We start from the raw sequence: 18,681 nt of genomic DNA, 5'->3' as shown, positions 1-18,681 counted from the left end.
CGGACCTCACCAACCCGCGGCTGGCCCTCATCACCGGCGCCTCACCCGGGGGACTCCCTCTGGCCACCTACCACGACGTGACCATCACCTAGCCGTACTGCACGGAGGGCTTGCACCGGTCGGTCGCGCGGGCATGGTCAGCCGCGATGCCCAGCCCGGTCGATGACGTCGAGCAGCTCATGCGCCTTCGCGGCCCACGACGAGCCGAGCACCGACTGACGCAGCCGCACCGGGTCGAACCGGTCGGTGAGCGCCTGCTCGACCAGCCGGGGGAAGTCCTCCCGGCTGTGCGCGACGTGCACCCGGTCGCGGTAGGCCGCGATCTCCGGGAAGTCGGTCGTCACGACCGTCAGCCCGAGTGCGAGGTACTCCTTGAGCTTGATCGGGTTGGCGAACCGGATCCACTTGTTGTCCAGCCACGGCATGAGGGCGACGTCGAACCCCTCGCCGTAGGCCGGGATGTCGGCGTAGGGGCGGAAGCCCAGCCAGTGGACGTTGGGCAGCCGCACCAGCCCGGTCATGTCGCAGGTGGCGTCCCCGATGAGCACGAGGTTGACGTGGGGCAGCGCCTCGGCGGTCTCCCGGAGCAGCTCGATGTCGACGACGAAGTCGTCCAGCGCCCCGAAGAAGCCCATGCGGGGCTGCGGGATCCGGGCGATGTCCTCCGGGAGGGGGGACCGCCCGGGGGTGAAGTGCTCGACCTCGACGCCGTGGTCGAGGAAGTAGGCCCGGTCCCCCACCATCGGCTCGTCGAGCCGCATGAGCTCGTGGCTCACGTAGAGCACCGTGTCGCTGCGGCGCAGCAGCTGCTCCTCCAGGCGCCGGACCATGTCCCCGTCCGCCTCCGGGAACTCCGAGTGCAGGTCGGCCCGGTTGAACAGGAGGGTCGAGCGCCGCAGCCGGGAGGCCGCCGGCCAGGCGGTGGGGATGGTCACCACCACGGCCGGGCGCGGCCCGATCCCGACCAGACGAGCGGCGAGCCGCACCTGCTGCCGCACCATCCAGGCACTGAGGCGGGCCAGCGTCCCCTCGCCGTACACCGGGAGGAAGACCGGGCTCATGACGTGGTAGCCGGGGTTGTCCGCCACCGGACGGCGCAGGAGCTTGGTGGTGCTGCGGACCTTGCGCAGGATCCGGCGTCCGGGAGCGACGCTGACGCCCCTGCGGGGCACCCGCAGCCCGAGGCTGTTGACCACGAGCACCGGCCGGTCCCGCGCCGCGTACTGCATGAGCTGGAAGTCGGAGTGGGACTGGTTGTGGTACCACCAGTCCTGCGCCGCGAACCACACGATGCCGTCACCGGTCGGGCGGGGCGGGCGGCCCGCGAACACGTGCGGCGCGAGGACCCCGCGCAGACCAGCGCGGTTGGCCGCCCGGCGCGGGCTGCGGATGAGCTCCCCCACCACCAGCCCCGCCTGGAACACCGCGGCCCGCAGGGGGGTGCTGCGTCCCCGGAAGTGCAGCACCCGGTTGGCCATGAGCAGACGCCACAGCCCGGGGTCGGCGTGGTACTCGCCCTGGGCGTGGAACGCCGCCGCCTCCGGCACGTACCACGCGGAGAACCCGGCGTCGCGGGCACGCTGGAAGTAGTCGACCTCCTCGGAGTAGAGGAAGTGCGCCTCGTCCCACGGGCCCACGGCCCGGCGGCACGCGGCGCCGACGAGCAGCACCGCTCCGGTCGCCCAGTCCACGGTGCGCGCCCTGCGGTAGGCGGGTCCGACGGGGATCGTCTCCGACAGGCCGAGCCGGCCGGCCAGGGGCCCGCCGAGCAGCGCATCCGCCCACGCCCGCCGCACACTCGGGTCGCGACGCAGCGAGGCGTGGGTGCCGTGCTCCCCGACCAGGCGCGGCACCGCGATACCGGCCCCCTCGCCGGGCAGCGCGTCCTGCAGGTGGGCCACACAGCGCGGAGCGAGCCGGACGTCGGGGTTGAGGACGAGGACGTCGTGCTCCGCCGGCACCGTCGCCGTGGCCGCGTTGATCGCGGCGGCGTAGCCGGCGTTGCGCCCCATCGCCACCACGCGCGCCGCGGGCGCCAGGCGGGCGACGAGCTCGGCGGAGCCGTCGGTCGAGGCGTTGTCGGCGACGACGAGCTCCCACTCCGGGAGCCCGGCGAGCCCCGCCTCCAGGCTCTCCACCAGGCCGGGCAGGTGCTCGGCGCTGTTGTACGTGACGACGACGACGGAAACAGCACGGCGGGTCGAAGCTCGGCGCACCTGTGTCTCACCTCCGAGAGCTGGAAAGGGCTCACAGCTGCCCAAGCCTTCGACTCCTCCGTCGAAGCGGCTACCGGCCGCCCCGAGTCTATCCGGGGGACCGCAGCGGGCGAGGGGCTTTCGGCGCCCGGCACCGGCCGCGGCGGTCAGGCCGTGCGCAGGTCGGTCGTCCGGGCCACCCGGATCGCAGCCGCCTCGCACAGGTCCGCCCAGCGCAGCTCGTCCGCCTCGCGCATCACCGCGAGCCCGCGCCCGGCGGCCACGCTCGCCAGCTGCTCCTGATGGTCGTCCACGTGCTCGTCGTGCGCGGCGCGTCGCGGCACCATCACCGGCGCCTTGCCCAGCTCCAGGCACTGGAGGAACGTCCCGCACCCGGCGTGGGCGACGACGACGTCCGCGCGGGCGACCTCGGCGCGGAACTCCGCCTCCGTCATCATCGGGCGGGCGTCGATGCCCAGGCCGTCGGTGCGCGTGGTACCCGTCTGCCAGGTGACCTCGCATTCCGGGGGCAGGACGTCGACGAGCCGCTCGAGAACGCGGCGGAACTGGTACTGCCCGACGGTGCCGATGGTGACGAAGACCCGGCGGGGCCGTGCCGGTGCCGCGGAGCGGGACGCGATGAAGGAGTCCATGAGGCTGACCGCGTACTTCCAGCGCCGACCGGCGAGCGCCTCGTACTGGGTGAGCACCCGCCCCCAGGGCAGCGCACCGAGGATGCGACCGGTCATCGACGGCCCGAGCGGACGGGTGAGGCTCTCGACGTAGGTGGTCCGTGCCCCCGAGAGGCGGGCGAGCGGCAGCGCGGACAGCGCGATGGCCGCCCCCGTGCTGTAGACGGTGTCGACGTCGTGGGTGCGCAGGGCCCGTAGGATCCGGGGCGCCACCCGGACGACGCCGGCGTAGTCGCGGGACCCGACGTGGTCGACGAAGACGACGTCCTCGCCCGCCAGGGCGCTCTCGCTCTGCGGGGTGCGGTGCGTCACCCACAGCGCCTGCCGGTGCCGGCCCGGCTCCAGGACCGGGGCGAGGAGACGCATCTCGACGAGGTGGCCACCCGTCGAGGCGATGAACGCCGGCCGTCCGTCGCGGCCCCGGGAGGCCATCACACGTGCTCCAGCGCGCGCGGCGGGGAGGCGGTGACCGGCCGCGACCCGCGCCGGGCGCGGACGGCCGCGTCGACGGCGTAACACCCGACGACCGAGACGGTGAGCCCGACTGCCAGAACCATGACGGCCGCCCGGGCGAGCTCGGAGCGGGGGAGGGCGAGGTGGGCGCGGCGCACCTCGTCGACGACCGCGGTGATGTGCTCGTCCTGGTCGTACTCGCGGATGCCCTGGATCGTCGTGAGCGTCTCCTGGACCTGCTCGACCGTCTCGCCCAGCCGATCCTCGACCCGCTGGGCGCTGGGGTCGACCACCTCGACGATGAGGGTCGGGGCGCTGAAGTTGTGCACCCACTGACCCCCGGTGTCGAGCTGGCGCACCGACAGCCCCTGATCGACGACGCCGTAGAAGGGAGCCTCGTCCGACACGAACGCATGCGGCATGTCGTCCTCCAGCGCCCGCTCCAGCACCGTGGTCATGGGGATGAGCGAAGCGCCCGGACCGAGCTCCATCGACGGGTTGGACAGCGTCGCCGTCGTCGCAAGCGTGACCTCGGCCCGCGCCCAGTGGACGGCGGTGTCGCGAGACACGACGAGGAGCGCCAGTGCGGTGAGGAGCACTCCGACACCGAAGACGGGCCACCACCGGACGGCCGGATGGTCGCTCCATCTCTGGGACATGTCCTCGCTCCTCGCCGTCGGGGTTCCTCGAAGAGCAGCGCCTGCGCAGCCTCACGATCGCGGATCAGTTTGTAGGCTAGCAACACGATCCAACGACGGGACGGTAACCAACTGTGAGCCTTCGCGAGCTCCTTCGCAGCCTGGTGCGACGGTGGTATGTCGTCCTGCTCGGACTGCTGCTGACGGCCGGCCTCGCCTTCGTGGCCGTTTCCGCGGCACCACCGACCTACGAGAGCCGGGCGTACGTCGCGCTGCTCCCAGGTGAGGCCACCTACCCGGAGAACAGCAACCCGTTCCTCTACCTCGGTGGCGGGACCCAGATCCGCGACATCCTCCTCCGTGTCATGACGACCGACGAGGTCCGCGAGGCCGTACTGGGGGACACCCCCGGCGCTGGATTCTCCGTGGTGCCCGACCCCATGGGCGGTCCCCTCGTCCTCGTCGCCGGTGTCGCGACAACACCCAACGGAGCGCTGGAGACGACCTCCGCAGTGCTGGACCAGTTGCCGGCCGTCCTCGATGATCTGCAGGCGAGCAGGCAGGTCCCGGTGAGAGCCCGGTTCACCACGCTCGTGGTGAGTCAGGACGCGAAGCCGACGGTCGTCCGCTCGAACACGACCCGAGCCACGGTGATCGCCGTCGCCGCCGGGCTTGCCGCCACGGTTCTGGTGACCGTGTGGTTCGACGGGATGCTCAGCAGCAGACGACGCGGGCGGCGCGCCGCACACGCCGATGTCGCAACCTCGCCCTCGGAGGTCCTTGAACACGGCACGTCTCCGTACGGAGGTGCCGCCGACGAGAGCGAGTCAGTGGCAAGACGTCCATGACGTACTCGCCACCGACTCGACGGCGCAGGACCCGTCCTGCAGCCGGGCCGCAGTTCGACGCCGTCACCTTCCTGACGATCTACCTCGTTCTCCTGCTCGCCGTCCCGTCCGGCCTTCGCATCTCCGCACTGGGGTCGGCGGGATCGCCCGCTCTGCTGTGGGCCCTGGTCGGTGGCCTGTGGTGGCTGGCCGAGAGATTGCGCGCGCGCCGACCGGTGCTCTGGGGGGTGGGAACCATGCCTGCACTGGCGCTGCTCTTCACGCTGGCCGTCGCGGTCTCCTACGTCCTGTCCGTGCTGCGGACGACACCTGCCCTCGAAGGCAACACCGCCGACATGGGACTGATCCGGGCAGCCGCTTGGCTCTCCGTCCTCATTGTCACGAGCGATGGGATCGACACCTGGGAGCGGTTCCTTGTGCTGCTCCGCAGGCTGGCGCTGGCAGGTGGACTCATGGGGCTGCTCGGTCTCCTCCAGTTCATGACCGGCCAGTCCCTGATCGGCTGGATCAGCATTCCCGGGATGTCCGCAGACGACGAGTTCGGAGTCATCACTCGAGGATCCTTCACACGGGCCTCTGGGACGACGTCACACCCGCTGGAGTTCGCCGTCGTCGTGACGATGGCACTGCCTCTGGCTGCTGCCCTCGCGCTGCACGACCGTACCCGGCGTGCGTGGGCGAGGTGGGCCCCACTGGGAGGCATCACAGCTGCCCTGGCAGTCTCCGTGTCACGATCGGGCGTCATCGGACTAGGAGCTGCCCTGCTCGTGATGGCGTTGGGCTGGCCGCGTCGGACCCAGCTCCTCACCCTCGTCGGCGTCGCCGGTGTCGGCCTGGCCGTCTATCTGCTCGTCCCGGGCATGGGCACGACCGTGCTCGAACTGTTTCGTGGCATCGGTGAGGACGACTCGACCCAGTCGCGAACGGGCGCCTATGGACTGGCGACCTGGGTTGCCGGGCACTCCATCTGGTTCGGACGCGGTCTGGGGACCTTCGTCCCGGCATACATGATCTTCGACAACCAGATGCTCCTCCTCCTCATCGAGGTCGGCGTTGTCGGCCTGGGCACGTTCCTCATCATGGTGGTGGGCGGGGTGCACTGCGCCCGGTCAGGCCGTCGGCACACGACCGATGCCGTCGGACGTGATGTGGGCCAGGCGCTTGCCGCAGCCCTTGTTTCGGCGACATTGCTCCTGCTCTTCTTCGACGGCCTGTCGTTTCCCATGGTGGGCGGGTTGATCTTCGTCTACTTGGGGGCGGCAGGAGCGTACAGAGAAATGGCGCCGACACATCCCCGCGGGCCGCAACAAGACGATGGGACTACCGACGAGGCGGAGCCATCGCAGTCGCCGCGACGATGAGCTCGGCATGACCGCGCGCCATGTCGTCCACACTGGGGGGACGGTCCGGGGACTTCTCGGCATTGCCGCGCTCGCGCTCGTGAAGGACCACGTCGACCACAGTGCGTATCGCATCCACGATGTCCTCCCGGTTCCGCTGTCGGGATGAACGTCGCCGCGCAGAGGCGACTCTGGCATCCGTCACCGATCCTGCGTGCCCCGACGGGTTCGGAACCATGACCGAACGTCCGGGGGACAACGCCACGAGCTCAGCTGCGCCGCCGACGTCACTCATGAGGAGAGGAAGACCGGCGGCGCTGGCCTCTGTCGCTGCCACGGGCCAGCCTTCGAAGAAGGAATTGAGAAGAAAAGCGTCGCTCGCCCTGAGCAGCGATGTCGCATCCGAGTTGCCGAGGAGTCCGACTCGCCGGGCCAGCCGACTGCCGCGCCTGATGCCGTCAGCTCGGCGGAACTCGGCCCAGTCCGACGGCTCGCCGGCCACGACCAGGTAGATCGGCGTCTCGATGAGCTCTGCCGCGCGGAGAAACGAGGAGACCGTGCCGGGCACGTTCTTCTGTGCGTCGTAGCGCGCAAGAGTGAGGAAGACGACGGCGCCATCGAGATCTGTCCCGAGGAGCTCCGCCAGCCGACGGCGATGATCCCGCGAGTCGCCTGCCGGCGCGTCGGGGAACGCCGGGACACCGTTGGGGACGACCACCAAGCGGGAGCGCAGCTCCGCCGGTACGTGGCGCGCGTGGAACTCACGTACGGTCTCGCTGACGGCGATCGCGCAGGTGGAGCGGGCCAAGGTTCGGCCGAACCTCGCCCATCGTGTCCTGGTGAAGTGGATCTCGGTGTTGTGCAGGACCGGGATCACCGGCATGCCGCTCTTCACGGCGGCGTCCTCGAGGAACGGCGGCGCACTGTGCAGCTGGATGACACCGGCGTTGGTCTTGCCGATCACCACGGACGCGGACACCTCGTCGCTGACGGAGATGACCTCGATCCCTGCCGCCTGCAGCCGAGCGGCACGTGACCCGATGCCCGGTGAGAGCACGACCGGCTCGACACCCCACGATGCGAGATGCAGGGAGAGCATCTCCACCACCGAGCCCACTCCGCCGATGTCGAGGTGGTCCGTGGCAAGGATGCAGGTCGTCCCTCCGCCCGCCCGTCGGGGGCGGGTCGATGTCTGCGGACGTGATGGGTAGGCGAGTGGCTGGACAGCCGGGATGGGGTGACTGAACAGCCTTCGCGTGAGGCGGTGGACATAGCCGTACCGGATGTACGGAGGCAGCAGGTCGGTCAGTGTCACGACGGAACCGAAGGCGTGCGCCGCCAGGTGCCCGCGTATCCGTTGGACAGTGCTCATGGTTGCCGGTCGAGGGCGTCGAGGATCGCTACGTCGCGAGACGTGTCGAACTTGCGGGCAAAGAGTTTCCCTGACGTCCGGAGCTTCTCGTAGTCACTCATGTCGAGGAACTTCGGCGCGGGGCCGACCGGTGGGTCCCAGTCGACGTAGCGCAGGTCGTCGTTGACGACCGTGTCGCGCAGCGCGGAGTTCATGAAGACCGTCTGGAAGAAGATCTCGTCGGCATGACGAGCGTACTTGAAGTACCTGACCAGGCGTCTCCCGACAGGGGTCGTCACGAACCGGTTGATGTAGGAGATGCCGTTGGCCGCGAGCGTTATCGCCGCAGAACCTCCGAAGTACGTGTATCCGGCGGGGAGCGAACGGTCTCTCATCGGCAGCACCCGGAGCAGAGGGCGCAGAGTCGTCGGCAGAGAGTCGGGTCGAGGAGGATAGGTGAGGTGCCGTTTGCCGAGCTGGAAGTGAAAAGACTTCACCCGGGTCATCCCGCCCTCGGGCCAGTGTGCGTAAGGGAGGGCGAAGTGCTCGAGGAACTGGCGACCGATGTTCCCGTCGAAGTGCTTGTCGATCACGGCGTTCGGCACCAATGGATAGTCCTGCCCGCTCATGTAGATGAAGAAGTCACACGGGATGCTCCGTTCCTCGACGTAGCGGGCGCCGTCGAGCTGGACCTGGACCAAGCCCCACGCGGCCCAGTGCACGTTCAATCGGTCGATGAAATGACAGTTCCGGCGATCTGCGAGGGCGGTTCGAGCGGCTCTCACAAATGAGCTGTCGGTCTTGCGATCGATATGGATGACGAACGACACGTGAGGCCCGTCGAGTCGGTCGATGACCCTGAGTGCCTGGGCCAGGTTCTTGTACAGGATCATCATGTAGACGAGGTCAGCCATGGGCCGCCCCCTCCCGCCGTCTTGCACGGGCGCCGTACACCTCGTCCTCTACGATGTCGGCGACCAGGCTCTGGGTCGGGACCCACGATCGTGCGGCCACGCTCCGGGCGGCGGCAGCGGCACTGCCTGCGACGTCGGCTCGCTCCACTGCTGTACTGAGGGCGTCTGCAAGACCGCTCGGACGGGGGTCAGCCCACAGGACGTGAGGGTTGTCGAGATCGGCCCTCGAGTCCGAGGAGTCGTTCACGACCGGGATGGTTCCGGCGGCCAACATCTCCTCTGCGACCAGCGAGATGTTCGTGAAGGACATGGCGAGGCCTGCGATGCTGCGGTTGTACAGCGCATTGAGTTCCGGCACGGCGAGCTTCCCGTGACGGACTGCTGGGACGGGCAGCTCAGGGACGGGGTCGCCGTAGATGTGGATCGGCTGCTCCGGATGGCGTCTATGAAACTCCGTGAGTGCCAGCCGGGCGAGGTCGTAACCCCGTCTGGGCACCGACGGCTTCGCGTAGAACACGACACCGCGACGGTCCTGGGCACCGGGCAGTAGGTAGTAGTCGTCCGTCGCGCAACCGAAGGGGACCACGTCCGGCTCGATGCCCACCTCGTCTCGCAGATTCCTGGCGACCATCTCCCCCAGGGCGATGGTCCGGAAGCCGAACCGGTAGGTGTCTTCGGCGAGGGCGTACATCCCTCCCCGTGCGTAGAAGTACGGCTCGAAGTCCTGCACGAAGTAGAGCCGCCGTATCGCGACAGTCCTGCTGCGAGCCGCCAGGACGTGCGCCGTCTCCCACGAGGTGGCGACACATGCGTCGAGGTCGTCGAACCCGTCGCCGACGCGACGGACCTCTGCTCGCACGTGGGGCCAGCCACGGCGGACGGCTTCCCGTTGAGTGTCCAGGTCGCCTTCGGCCGGGTCGTACAGGCAGATGACGCACTCGTGTCCGCGGCTCTCGAGTCCGGACACCATGCGAAACATCGTGGTGTGTCCTCCGGACCCGATGCCGGGTGGCATGGTGAGCCATCCGATACGGAGCGGACGGTCTCGGTGGGGACGCCTGTCAGGTGAGGCCAGATCAAGCGTCCCGGAGTCCGCAATGTCATTCGGGGTCGTGTGAGGGAACCCGACCGAACCCGCGTCGAGGCGCTCGTACAACCGTCGTACGACGCGGCGTGAGGCCTCGCGTGGACCCATCCGGCGCGCCTGACGCGCCCGCCGGGCAAAGTCGTTGATCAGGCGGTTCATGTCAGACTCCCTAGCTCGACCTGGTGGGCGAAGTCCGCGTTGGCGGCGCGCAGCTCGTCGAAGGTGCCGATCGCCTCCACCCGCCCGCTCTTGAGGAAGACGATGGAGTCGCAGCGGCGCACCGTGGACAGGCGGTGGGCGACGATGAGGATCGTCACCTGGCCGTGGAGCCCCTGGACGGTCTGGGAAATCCGCCGCTCGGTCTCGTTGTCGAGGGCGGAGGTGGCCTCGTCCAGGATGAGGAGCTCGGGCTCCGGGTAGAGGGCGCGGGCGATGCCGATGCGCTGGCGCTGGCCGCCCGACAGCCGCACACCCCGCTCACCGACGGTCGTGTCCAACCCCTCGGGCAGCTCGGCGATGAGCTCCTCGAGCTGGGCGCGGGCGACGGCGCGCTCCAGGCGCTCCTCGTCGACCTCCTCGTCGGCCTCACCGAAGGCGATGTTCGCCCGGAGGGTGTCGTCGAGGAGGTAGACGTCCTGCGGGACGAGCCCGAGGGCGGTCTGCCACGAGGCGAGCCGCTCGTGGATGGGGACGCCGTCCACGGTGATCGTCCCGCGGGCCGGACGGTGCAGGCCCAGGAGGAGGTCGATCATCGTGCTCTTGCCGGCCCCGCTGGCCCCGACCAGGGCGACGGCGCGGCCCGCGGGGACGGTGAACGAGACGTCCCGGAGCACCGGCTCCGTGCCGCCCGCGTGGGTGAAGGTCACGTCGCGCACCTCCACCCGGTCGGTGAGCCGGAGCGGTTCGACCGGCGGGCGTGGCCCGTCCGGGGTCCGCACGGCGGCAGCGGCCGTCAGGTCGGCGACGACGACGTCGAGCGACGGGCGTCCCAGCCGGGCGACGTTGAGCGAGCTGAGCACCCGCACGGCGCTGGGCAGGATCCGGAAGCCGGCGACCGCGAACAGGCCGAGCAGGCTGAGCGCGGCGGCCGAGGCCTCGGTGGCGAAGATGAACACCGTCATCAGGGCGATGCCGAAGATGAAGAGCAGCTCGAAGACGTACTTCGGGATCTCGCCGAAGAAGACGGCGGTGCGCTGGGCGCCGGCGAGCTCGCGCCGCCCGCTGACGTACCTCGCCAGGAAGAAGTCGGTCTTCTGGCGGATGGTGATCTCCTTCAGCCCGCCGATCGCGTGCATCGCCCCCTGGTAGATGGTGAACCACGAGGCGAGCAGCTGCTCACCCGCACGGGTGGCCGTCGGTCGCACGAGCCGGTAGAAGGCGTAGCCGGCGAGCGCGAAGTAGACGAGGAGGAGGACCGCCGGACCGGGTGCCGTGACGAGGAGGGCGACACCGATCGCCAGGATGATCATGAGCTCGGAGAAGATGTTGACCACCCCGACGACCACCTGCTGGTAGGTGCCGGCGACGGCGTCGTTCATCGTCCGGAGCAGGTCGGCGGAGTTGCGTCGCAGGTGCAGCCCGTAGGGTGCGGTGAGGTAGTACCGCAGCAGGGTCACCGAGGTCTGCGACTCCTGCTCGAACATGAAGCCCAGCACCCACCAGCGGAACGCGATGGCGAAGATGCCCTTGGCGAGGAACACGGCGAACACGAGCACGGCGAGGACCACGGCCAGCCGTTCCTCGGAGACGCCGCCCAGGGCCCGGTCGAGCAGGCCCAGGACGCTCTGGTCGGTCCCCGAGCCTGTGAGCAGCTGCATGAGCGGCAGGATCGCGAAGATCGCGGCGGCCTCCGCGAGCGCCGCCACGGCAGAGCCGACGAGCGCCCAGACGAAGCGTCGCCTGGTGCGCCGGGAGAACAGCACCCGGGCGGAGTCGCGGGTCAGCATCGCCCGGCACCGCCGGGCCGTGCGCGGTCGCTCATCGGGCCCCCAGGGCGCGGCGCAGGGCGGCGGCGACGTACTCCTGCGCCTCCGCGGTGATGTGGGGGTAGATCGGCAGTGAGAGCAGGGAGTCGCAGGCGGCCTCGGCGACCGGGAAGTCACCCCGGGCGTGGCCGAGGTGGCGGAACGCCTCGGTGAGGTGGACGGGAAGCGGGTAGTGGACCGCGGCCCCGATGCCGGCGTCCTGGAGTGCGGCCAGCACCCGGTCCCGCTCGGGCACCCGGACGGGGTACAGGTGCCACACGTCCTCGTTGCCGGGTGCGGAGCGGGGCAGGGTGAGCCCCGGGACGTCCGCGAGCAGCTCGGCGTAGCGCGCCGCGGCCCGCGCCCGGGCGGCGTTCCACCCCGCGAGCCGGGGCAGCTTGGCGAGGAGGACCGCGGCCTGGAGGGTGTCGAGCCGCGAGTTGAAGCCCACCGCCTCGTGGCGGTACTTCACCGTGCTGCCGTGGTTGCCCAGGAGCCGGACCCGGTGTGCGACCGCGTCGTCGTCCGTGGTGACCGCGCCCGCGTCCCCGAGCGCGCCGAGGTTCTTGCCGGGGTAGAAGCTCGTACTGCCCGCCGCGCCAAGCGCGCCGGCCGCCCGGCCGTGGCGGCGCGCCCCCTGCGCCTGGGCGGCGTCCTCGACCACCGCCGCGCCGTACCGGGCCGCCACCGGCTCGAGCTCCTCGACCGGCGCGACCTGCCCGAAGAGGTGGACCGGGACGATCGCCGCCGTCCGGTCGCCGGCGGCCCGCGCCACCGCGCCCGGGTCGATGAGCAGGTGGGTCTCGTCGACGTCGACGAGGACCGGGCGGGCACCGATGCGGACCACCGCCTCCGCCGTCGCGACGAAGGTGTTCGCGGGGAGGACGACCTCGCTGTCCGGCGTGACGCCGACGGCGCGCAGCGCCAGCTCCAGGGCGTCGGTGCCGTTGCCCAGCCCGACGCAGTGGGCGGCGCCGACGAACGCGGCGTAGGCCTCCTCGAACTCCTGTACGGCGGCGCCGCCGACGAAATCGCTCGAGGCCAGGAGGGCCTCCCAGCCGTCGTCCAGCTCGGCGCGGACCTCCGCGTGCTGGGGGGACAGGTCAACCAGCGGGACTCTCACGTCCGGGCCACCTCGTTATATGGGACGGGTCTTTCGGTCGACATCGCACCGACCTGGAGTTGGACTGGTGAGGAACATAGGCGCCGGCACTGGCGCAGCTGCCCACATCATATGGCTCGCTCGGGCCTGTACGGGAGCGTTCGCCACAACTGCCGACGAGCATTCCGCGAACCCGTTCCCCGCCGCGTCGCGCGGCGGTACTGTGTCGCCCACGGGCCGGGCGAAGCCGGGCACGGACCAATGGTGGTCCTATCAGGAGCGCACACATGAGACTTGGGAACGTCGTCGACGCCGTGGCGCCTCGTGTGCTGCGCACCGCCTCGCTGCCCGGCCGCGCCGCCGAGCTGCCGGGGTACGGGCGTCTCCTCAGGCCGCGGGAGCTCGGCAGCCGGCCGACCGTCTCCGTCGTCATCCCCTGCTACAACTACGGGCGCTACCTGCGCCAGGCGGTGGAGAGCGCCGTCGGGCAGGAGGGGGTGGAGGTCGACGTCGTCGTCGTCGACGACGCGTCCAGCGACGAGACGCCCGTGGTCGCCCGCGCGCTGGCCGCGGAGCACCCCAACGTCCGGGTCATCACCCACCGCACGAACGCCGGCATGATCCGGACCTTCAACGACGGGCTGCGGGCGGCCGAGGGGACCTACACGCTCCTCATCTCCGCCGACGACCTCCTCACCCCCGGAGCGCTGGCGCGCGCCACGGCGCTCCTCGAGCACCACCCGGAGGTCGGGATGGCCTACGGCTTCCCGCGCAACTTCTCCGGCGACCCACCACCTGCCGTCACCGCGGTCAACAGCTGGACGGTGTGGCCGGGGGACCGGTGGATCGAGCTCTGCACGCGGCGCAGCCACAGCATCGTCCACTCCCCGGAGGCCGTGGTCCGCACCAGCGTCCAGCGGGAGGTGGGCTACTACCGCGAGGACCTCCCGCGCTGCCCCGACTACGAGATGTGGCTGCGGTTCGCCCACGTCTCGGCGATCGGCCGGGTCAACGGCCCGGACCAGGCCTACCGCCGCCTCCACGAGGAGAACTTCACCCGGACCGTGAACGCCGGGGTGCTGGCGGACCTCAGCACCCGGCTCGAGTCGGCCGAGTCCTACTTCCGGCGCCTGCCCGACACCGCACCGACGCGCCGTCGTCGGGCTCGGCTGCGCCGCTCGATCGCCACCGAGGCGCTCCTCCACGCACGCCAGCTGCTGCGGCAGGACCCGAGCAGCCCCGAGGCACGCGACCTGCTCGCCTTCGCCGAGGCCGCCGCCCCGGCGACGGCGCGGTCCGCCGAGTGGCGCACCCTGCGCAGCGAGCTCGCCGACCCCGCGCTGCGGCCCCCGCTGGCCGCCCGGGCGTCGGCCGCACTCCGCCCGGCGTGGCGGCGCGCGACCTGGCACCGCTGGCGGGTCACCGGGATGTAGGCCCCCACCGCCCCCTCCACCACACAGCACAGGAACCACGCCCCATGCGCATCGCAGTCATCGGCGCCGGATTCTTCGGCCACCACATCACCGCCCAGCTCACCCGGGTGTTCCGCGACGTCCAGGTCGACATGTTCGACAAGGAGTGCGGGGCCATGCTCGGCGCCGGCACGACCAACCAGTGCCGGCTCCACCAGGGCTTCCACTACCCGCGGTCCGGGTACACGATCTACCAGTCGATCATGGGCTACGACCGTTTCGTCCAGGAGTACGGCACCTACCTCCACCCGGTGACCGACAACCTCTACGCGATCCACCGGGACGGGCTGGTCACCGTGGACCAGTACCTCGCCGTCATGGACTCCTTCCACCTGGACTACGAGCTGCTGGCGGCGTCGCGCGAGCTCTTCCGCGAGCCCTCCTCCATCGACGCGGTGCTCCGGGTGCGGGAGATGTCGATCGACGTCCGGGCGCTTCGCGAGGGACTCGCCCGGACCTTCACCGGGACCTTGCACCTCGCCACGCCGATCGACGAGATCGACGCCGTCGGCGGTCTGCTGCGCAGCGGACGGGACGAGTACGGCCCCTACGACTACGTCATCAACGCCACCTACAGCCAGCCCAACCTCGGCCTGCCCGCGGAGCTGCACTTCCCGCTCAAGTGGGAGCTCGCCGCACTGGTGCTCGCGGCGACGTCCCTGGCACCGGACCAGGCGGTGACGATCATGGACGGACCGTTCGTCTCGGTCTACCCGGCCTACGACGGCCTCCACACGCTCTCCTCGGTCTCCTACACCCCGATGCGTCGCTACGAGGACCCGGAGGAGGTCGCGCGTGACTACCCGACCCGGTTCGCCCTGGCGCGCGACCTCCGCGCCCAGGAGCTCATCGGGCAGGATGTGCTGGAGTACATCGACCTGGAGTACGAGCCGCGGGAGCTGTGGGTGACCGTGAAGACCAAGCTGCACACCGACATGGGCGACTCCCGGGTGACGGAGGTGCGGCGCCACGAGCGGCTGCTCTCGGTGCTCTGCGGCAAGCTCGACGCCGTCTTCGAGGCGTCGGACCGGATCCTGCGGGAGATCCGATGAGCGAGCCCCGTCGGCTGACCACCGGGATCCGCGATTCGACGTTCGGCGAGGACTGCGTCGTCGCCGACTGCGTGAACATCTACGAGGCCACCTTCGGCGACCGCTGCTTCGTCGGCCCGTGGGTCGAGGTGCAGAACGACGTCGTGTGCGGGAACAACGTGCGGATCCAGTCCCACAGCCTCATCTGCGAGGGCATGCGGATCGGTGACGACGTCTTCATCGGGCACGGTGTCATGACGGCCAACTCGCGCTACCCCGTGGCCGGCGCCGCGGAGTGGCAGTGCGAGCCGCCCCGGATCGGCAACGGGGTGTCCATCGGTTCCAACGCCACGATCCTGCCCGGGGTCACGATCGGCGACGGCGCCGTCGTGGGTGCGGGGGCGCTCGTCTCCCGTGACGTGCCGGCCGGTGCGGTGGTCGTCGGGCGCAACGAGATCCGCCGGCGCGAAGGCGCTTCCTGACGCGGCTGCTGTGACGTGCGTCACCCCTGCCCGGGGTGAGAATCAGCCGGTGATCACCCACAGGCACATCCGCCTCACCTGTCACGGAGTGGTGGGCTGGCTCACGCCTTTCCGATCACAAGGAGTGCAGCCATGTCTACTCGACCCCGCCCTCGGTTGTGGAGGCGCCGCGCCCGCGGCGCGCTCGTGGGGCTCACCAGCCTCACACTGGCGTTCGCCGGCACGGTCTCCATGGCCGTCGCCCAGGACGACGCCGACCCCGGCGTGCTGGACCAGGTGCTCGAGGATCCGGTGGTCGAGGACGACGCCGCTCCCGCCGCCCCGGAGGACGCCGCCCCGGCCGAGGAGGCGGCGCAGGACGCGGCGGCCGACGAGGTCGCGGCGGAGGAGGAGCCGGCCGGCGACGCCCCGGCGGACGAGCCGCTGAGCGTGGAGGCGCCGGCCGCGGAGCAGGCGCCCGCGGTCGACGCCCCGGCGGTCGAGACCCCCGTGGCGGAGGCCCCCGCGGCGGAGGCCCCCGCGGCGGAGGCCCCCGCGGTCGCCGACGACGAGCCGGACTTCGGCGTCCTGGCCGTCGGTGTCCCGGAGGAGGAGCCCGGGCCTGGGCAGGTCAAGCTCATCGTCCGCGCCGGTGGCGACCGGACGGGCACGGGCGACACGAGCCAGACGGTGAGCCCGCTCGCGGGCGTGGACTACCGCTTCTTCCACACCACCGACGGCGCGCTGACGGGCGGGACGCCGGTGGACGAGCTGTGCACCACCGACGAGACCGGGACCTGCGGTGTCATCGTCGACCTGCCGGAGGAGGGGCCCCACTACTACTACGCCGTCGCGGAGGGCACCCCGGTTGGCTGGACCGCGCCGACCTTCTGGGGCGACCCGGGCGACGACACCTACCTCTACCGGTTCTCGACGGACGAGATCGAGGAGGACGACACCGTCGCCGAGCGCACGATCACCCTGCCGCTGGAGTTCAACGACACGGTCACCGAGCCGACCTGGGCGAACACTCGGGACAACAACCCGCTGCCTCCCCAGTGCGGTCTGGACATGGCGCTCATCGCCGACCTGTCCAACTCCATCACCTACCAGAACCCGGGCGTCTTCGACCTCGTCAAGGAGCAGGGCGCCAATTTCATCAACGCCCTCGTCGGCACCCCGTCGCGGGTGGCGCTCCACACCTTCGCCAGCACCGCACCCGCGGCCGGTGAGGCCAACGGGCCGCTGCCGCTGACGTCGGTCGCGACCGCCGCGGAGGCCCAGCCCCTCCTCGACCAGATCGAGGGCTTCACCCAGACACCCACCGAGGAGCTGGGGTGGACCAACTGGGACCGGGCCTTCCACCAGATCGTCGAGTCCCCCGAGCGGGACGAGTACGACGTCGTCGTCTTCGTCACCGACGGCCAGCCCACCTACCACCGTGACCAGCCGACGACGAACTTCGGCCCGCCCAGCGTGGCGACCATCCAGGAGGTCAACGAGGCCATCCACTCGGCCAACGCCGTCAAGGCGCTGCCGAACAGCCCCGCGGTCCTCGCCGTCGGGCTCGGCCCGCTCGCCGCACTGCCCGGTGCACCGGTCCGGCTCTCCACCGTCACCGGCCCCGACGAGGGCACCGACTTCTTCCGCAGCGACTTCGACGAGCTCGCAGCCACGCTGCGGGCGATCGCGCTGGAGAACTGCGAGGGCACGCTGACCGTCGTCAAGGAGGTCGAGACGCCCGACGGCGAGGTCGTCCCGGGTGGACCGGGCTGGGTGTTCAGCACCCAGACGACCCGCGTCACGCCGGTGAGCGCGACCACGGACGAGACGAGCGCGGTGAACTTCGACGTCGACTTCACCGAGGACGACTACGACGGTGAGGAGTTCAGCCGCGACGTCACGGTCACCGAGACCCAGCAGGACGGCTTCTCCCTCGTCCAGGTCGACGGCGACAACGCGGTCTGCCTCGACACCTCGACCGAACCGGCCACGCCCCTGGCGGTGACGAACGCCGGCGACCTCGGCTTCACGGTCGAGGTCACCACGGAGAGCATCGTCAGCTGCACCGTGCGCAACGCCGAGGGGGAGGTGCCGGCGGTGACCGTGGACAAGACGGCGCTGTCCGCCGACCAGCTGCCCGACGGCACGTGGGAGGTCGTCTATGACGTCGTCGTCACCAACACCAGCGGTGTGGAGGGCACCTACGACCTCACCGACACCCTCGAGTACGGGGAGGGCATCACCCCGCTCGAGGCGTCCTGGTCCCTCGAAGGCACCGACGTCGCGGGGGAGTGGGAGGACCTGCCCGAGGAGGTGACGACGACGCTGGCCACCGGCCGCGAGCTGGCCGCCGGCCAGAGCGAGACCTACACGGTCACGGTGGTCGCCGACGTCGCCGCCGGCGTCATCCAGGGCGAGGTCGGTGAGGGCCGGTGCACCGGCGACGACGGCACCGACGGAGGCGGCTTCCTCAACGCGTCCACCGTCACCGCGGAGGGGGAGTCGGTCACCGACCGCGACTGCCTCGAGCCGACGCACCAGACCTTCGAGAAGACCTTCGACTCGGCGGTCCGGCAGCCCGACGGCAGCTGGGACGTCACGTACACCATCGAGGTGGACAACTCCGCCAACACCGCGCGGATCTTCTACGACCTCGCCGACGTCCCGCAGTTCGCACAGGGCGTGACGATCCTCGACCAGGAGGTCCAGGACATCAGCGACCCCGACGCCCCACAGGCCATCACCTGGGACGGGGAGTCGCTCATCGTCGAGGGCGTCGCCCTCGAGGGCGGGGAGGTCCACCGCTACGAGCTGACGTTCAGCGTCCGCGTCGCGGACGACATCCCGGCCGCCAACCTCGTCTGCGACCCGCAAGGCCCCGGGTTCGGCTTCTTCAACACCGCCGAGCTCCACAGCGGTAACGACGTCTTGGAGGACGACGCCTGCGGCCCGATCGAGGAGACGCCTCCGCCGACGACGCCGCCCACCGAGCCGCCGGAGGAGCCCACCCCGCCGGCGCAGCCGCCGCGGCGGCCGCAGCTGCCGGTCACCGGTCTCGACCTCGCCGGCGCCGGGCTGCTCGCCCTGCTGGTCACCCTCGGCGGCATCTCCCTGGTGAACAGGAGGCGGA

Annotated in this window: 14 protein-coding genes; 6 read left to right on the top strand and 8 right to left on the bottom strand. The window is 70.7% G+C overall.

The genetic code is table 11. The annotated features are described in order from the left end of the window. Positions 1 to 137: 137 nt before the first annotated feature. From Q0195_RS09980 to Q0195_RS09970, 3 genes are all read right to left on the bottom strand, one after another. Complete coding sequence (locus tag Q0195_RS09980; RefSeq protein WP_299277784.1) at positions 138 to 2,216, bottom strand: glycosyltransferase; 2,079 nt, start codon at positions 2,214 to 2,216, stop codon at positions 138 to 140. Between the two features lie 146 nt (positions 2,217 to 2,362). Next, complete coding sequence (locus Q0195_RS09975) at positions 2,363 to 3,319, bottom strand: glycosyltransferase (protein ID WP_299277782.1); 957 nt, start codon at positions 3,317 to 3,319, stop codon at positions 2,363 to 2,365. Beyond that, complete coding sequence (locus Q0195_RS09970) at positions 3,319 to 3,999, bottom strand: hypothetical protein (protein WP_299277779.1); 681 nt, start codon at positions 3,997 to 3,999, stop codon at positions 3,319 to 3,321. Before Q0195_RS09970 ends, Q0195_RS09975 begins: the two co-directional genes overlap by 1 nt. 113 nt (positions 4,000 to 4,112) lie before the next feature. Here Q0195_RS09970 and Q0195_RS09965 point away from each other — a divergent pair, with 113 nt between their 5' ends. Then, positions 4,113 to 4,826, top strand: coding sequence for a Wzz/FepE/Etk N-terminal domain-containing protein (locus Q0195_RS09965; protein ID WP_299277777.1), 714 nt, complete (start codon positions 4,113 to 4,115; stop codon positions 4,824 to 4,826). Beyond that, on the top strand, positions 4,823 to 6,187 hold the full coding sequence (locus Q0195_RS09960; RefSeq protein ID WP_299277774.1) for an O-antigen ligase family protein: 1,365 nt from the start codon (positions 4,823 to 4,825) through the stop codon (positions 6,185 to 6,187). The genes Q0195_RS09965 and Q0195_RS09960 overlap by 4 nt, the downstream gene beginning before the upstream one ends. Here the strand turns inward: Q0195_RS09960 and Q0195_RS09955 are convergent. The 5 genes from Q0195_RS09955 to Q0195_RS09935 all read right to left on the bottom strand — a co-directional run bounded on the left by Q0195_RS09955 (position 6,147) and on the right by Q0195_RS09935 (position 12,605). Beyond that, the gene (locus Q0195_RS09955) at positions 6,147 to 7,481 is read right to left on the bottom strand and encodes a glycosyltransferase (protein WP_299277772.1); all 1,335 of its coding nucleotides are present in this window, start codon (positions 7,479 to 7,481) and stop codon (positions 6,147 to 6,149) included. The genes Q0195_RS09960 and Q0195_RS09955 overlap by 41 nt on opposite strands. 53 nt (positions 7,482 to 7,534) lie before the next feature. Continuing rightward, a complete protein-coding gene (locus Q0195_RS09950) occupies positions 7,535 to 8,431 on the bottom strand; it encodes a beta-1,6-N-acetylglucosaminyltransferase (protein ID WP_299277770.1) in 897 nt (298 codons plus the stop codon). Further along, the gene (locus Q0195_RS09945; RefSeq protein WP_299277767.1) at positions 8,424 to 9,401 is read right to left on the bottom strand and encodes a glycosyltransferase family 1 protein; all 978 of its coding nucleotides are present in this window, start codon (positions 9,399 to 9,401) and stop codon (positions 8,424 to 8,426) included. Before Q0195_RS09945 ends, Q0195_RS09950 begins: the two co-directional genes overlap by 8 nt. Before the next feature lie 272 nt (positions 9,402 to 9,673). Next, positions 9,674 to 11,464: an ABC transporter ATP-binding protein gene (locus Q0195_RS09940; protein WP_299277764.1), complete on the bottom strand. Its 1,791-nt coding sequence runs from the start codon at positions 11,462 to 11,464 to the stop codon at positions 9,674 to 9,676. Positions 11,465 to 11,495: 31 nt separating this feature from the next. After that, the gene (locus tag Q0195_RS09935; RefSeq protein ID WP_299277762.1) at positions 11,496 to 12,605 is read right to left on the bottom strand and encodes a DegT/DnrJ/EryC1/StrS family aminotransferase; all 1,110 of its coding nucleotides are present in this window, start codon (positions 12,603 to 12,605) and stop codon (positions 11,496 to 11,498) included. 266 nt (positions 12,606 to 12,871) lie between these two features. On the opposite strand from Q0195_RS09935, the gene Q0195_RS09930 reads away from it, so the two are divergent. The 4 genes from Q0195_RS09930 to Q0195_RS09915 form a co-directional block, all read left to right on the top strand. Continuing rightward, entirely contained in the window at positions 12,872 to 14,017 is a 1,146-nt protein-coding gene (locus tag Q0195_RS09930; RefSeq protein ID WP_299277759.1) for a glycosyltransferase, read from the top strand. Between the two features lie 44 nt (positions 14,018 to 14,061). Next, complete coding sequence (locus tag Q0195_RS09925) at positions 14,062 to 15,108, top strand: FAD-dependent oxidoreductase (protein ID WP_299277757.1); 1,047 nt, start codon at positions 14,062 to 14,064, stop codon at positions 15,106 to 15,108. Continuing rightward, positions 15,105 to 15,569 (top strand): acyltransferase, encoded by a 465-nt coding sequence (locus Q0195_RS09920; protein ID WP_299277754.1) that lies wholly within the window; start codon positions 15,105 to 15,107, stop codon positions 15,567 to 15,569. The genes Q0195_RS09925 and Q0195_RS09920 overlap by 4 nt, the downstream gene beginning before the upstream one ends. A 132-nt stretch (positions 15,570 to 15,701) precedes the next feature. Next, positions 15,702 to 18,681: vWA domain-containing protein (locus Q0195_RS09915; protein WP_299277751.1), on the top strand; the 2,980-nt coding region annotated here is incomplete at its 3' end.

The organism is uncultured Georgenia sp. (assembly GCF_937958535.1).
Taxonomy (GTDB): Bacteria; Actinomycetota; Actinomycetes; order Actinomycetales; family Actinomycetaceae; genus Oceanitalea.
The sequence above is the reverse complement of the archived record's forward strand: the minus strand, read 5'-3'. Positions and strand labels throughout refer to the sequence as shown.

Excerpts from the sequence above, each read along its gene's own strand:
- Q0195_RS09975 (WP_299277782.1), bottom strand. The coding sequence starts at position 3,319 with ATGGCCTCCCGGGGCCGCGACGGACGGCCGGCGTTCATCGCCTCGACG.
- Q0195_RS09970 (WP_299277779.1), bottom strand. The coding sequence starts at position 3,999 with ATGTCCCAGAGATGGAGCGACCATCCGGCCGTCCGGTGGTGGCCCGTC.
- Q0195_RS09925 (WP_299277757.1), top strand. The coding sequence starts at position 14,062 with ATGCGCATCGCAGTCATCGGCGCCGGATTCTTCGGCCACCACATCACC.
- Q0195_RS09920 (WP_299277754.1), top strand. The coding sequence starts at position 15,105 with ATGAGCGAGCCCCGTCGGCTGACCACCGGGATCCGCGATTCGACGTTC.
- Q0195_RS09950 (WP_299277770.1), bottom strand. The coding sequence starts at position 8,431 with ATGGCTGACCTCGTCTACATGATGATCCTGTACAAGAACCTGGCCCAG.
- Q0195_RS09945 (WP_299277767.1), bottom strand. The coding sequence starts at position 9,401 with ATGGTGTCCGGACTCGAGAGCCGCGGACACGAGTGCGTCATCTGCCTG.
- Q0195_RS09940 (WP_299277764.1), bottom strand. The coding sequence starts at position 11,464 with ATGCTGACCCGCGACTCCGCCCGGGTGCTGTTCTCCCGGCGCACCAGG.
- Q0195_RS09960 (WP_299277774.1), top strand. The coding sequence starts at position 4,823 with ATGACGTACTCGCCACCGACTCGACGGCGCAGGACCCGTCCTGCAGCC.
- Q0195_RS09930 (WP_299277759.1), top strand. The coding sequence starts at position 12,872 with ATGAGACTTGGGAACGTCGTCGACGCCGTGGCGCCTCGTGTGCTGCGC.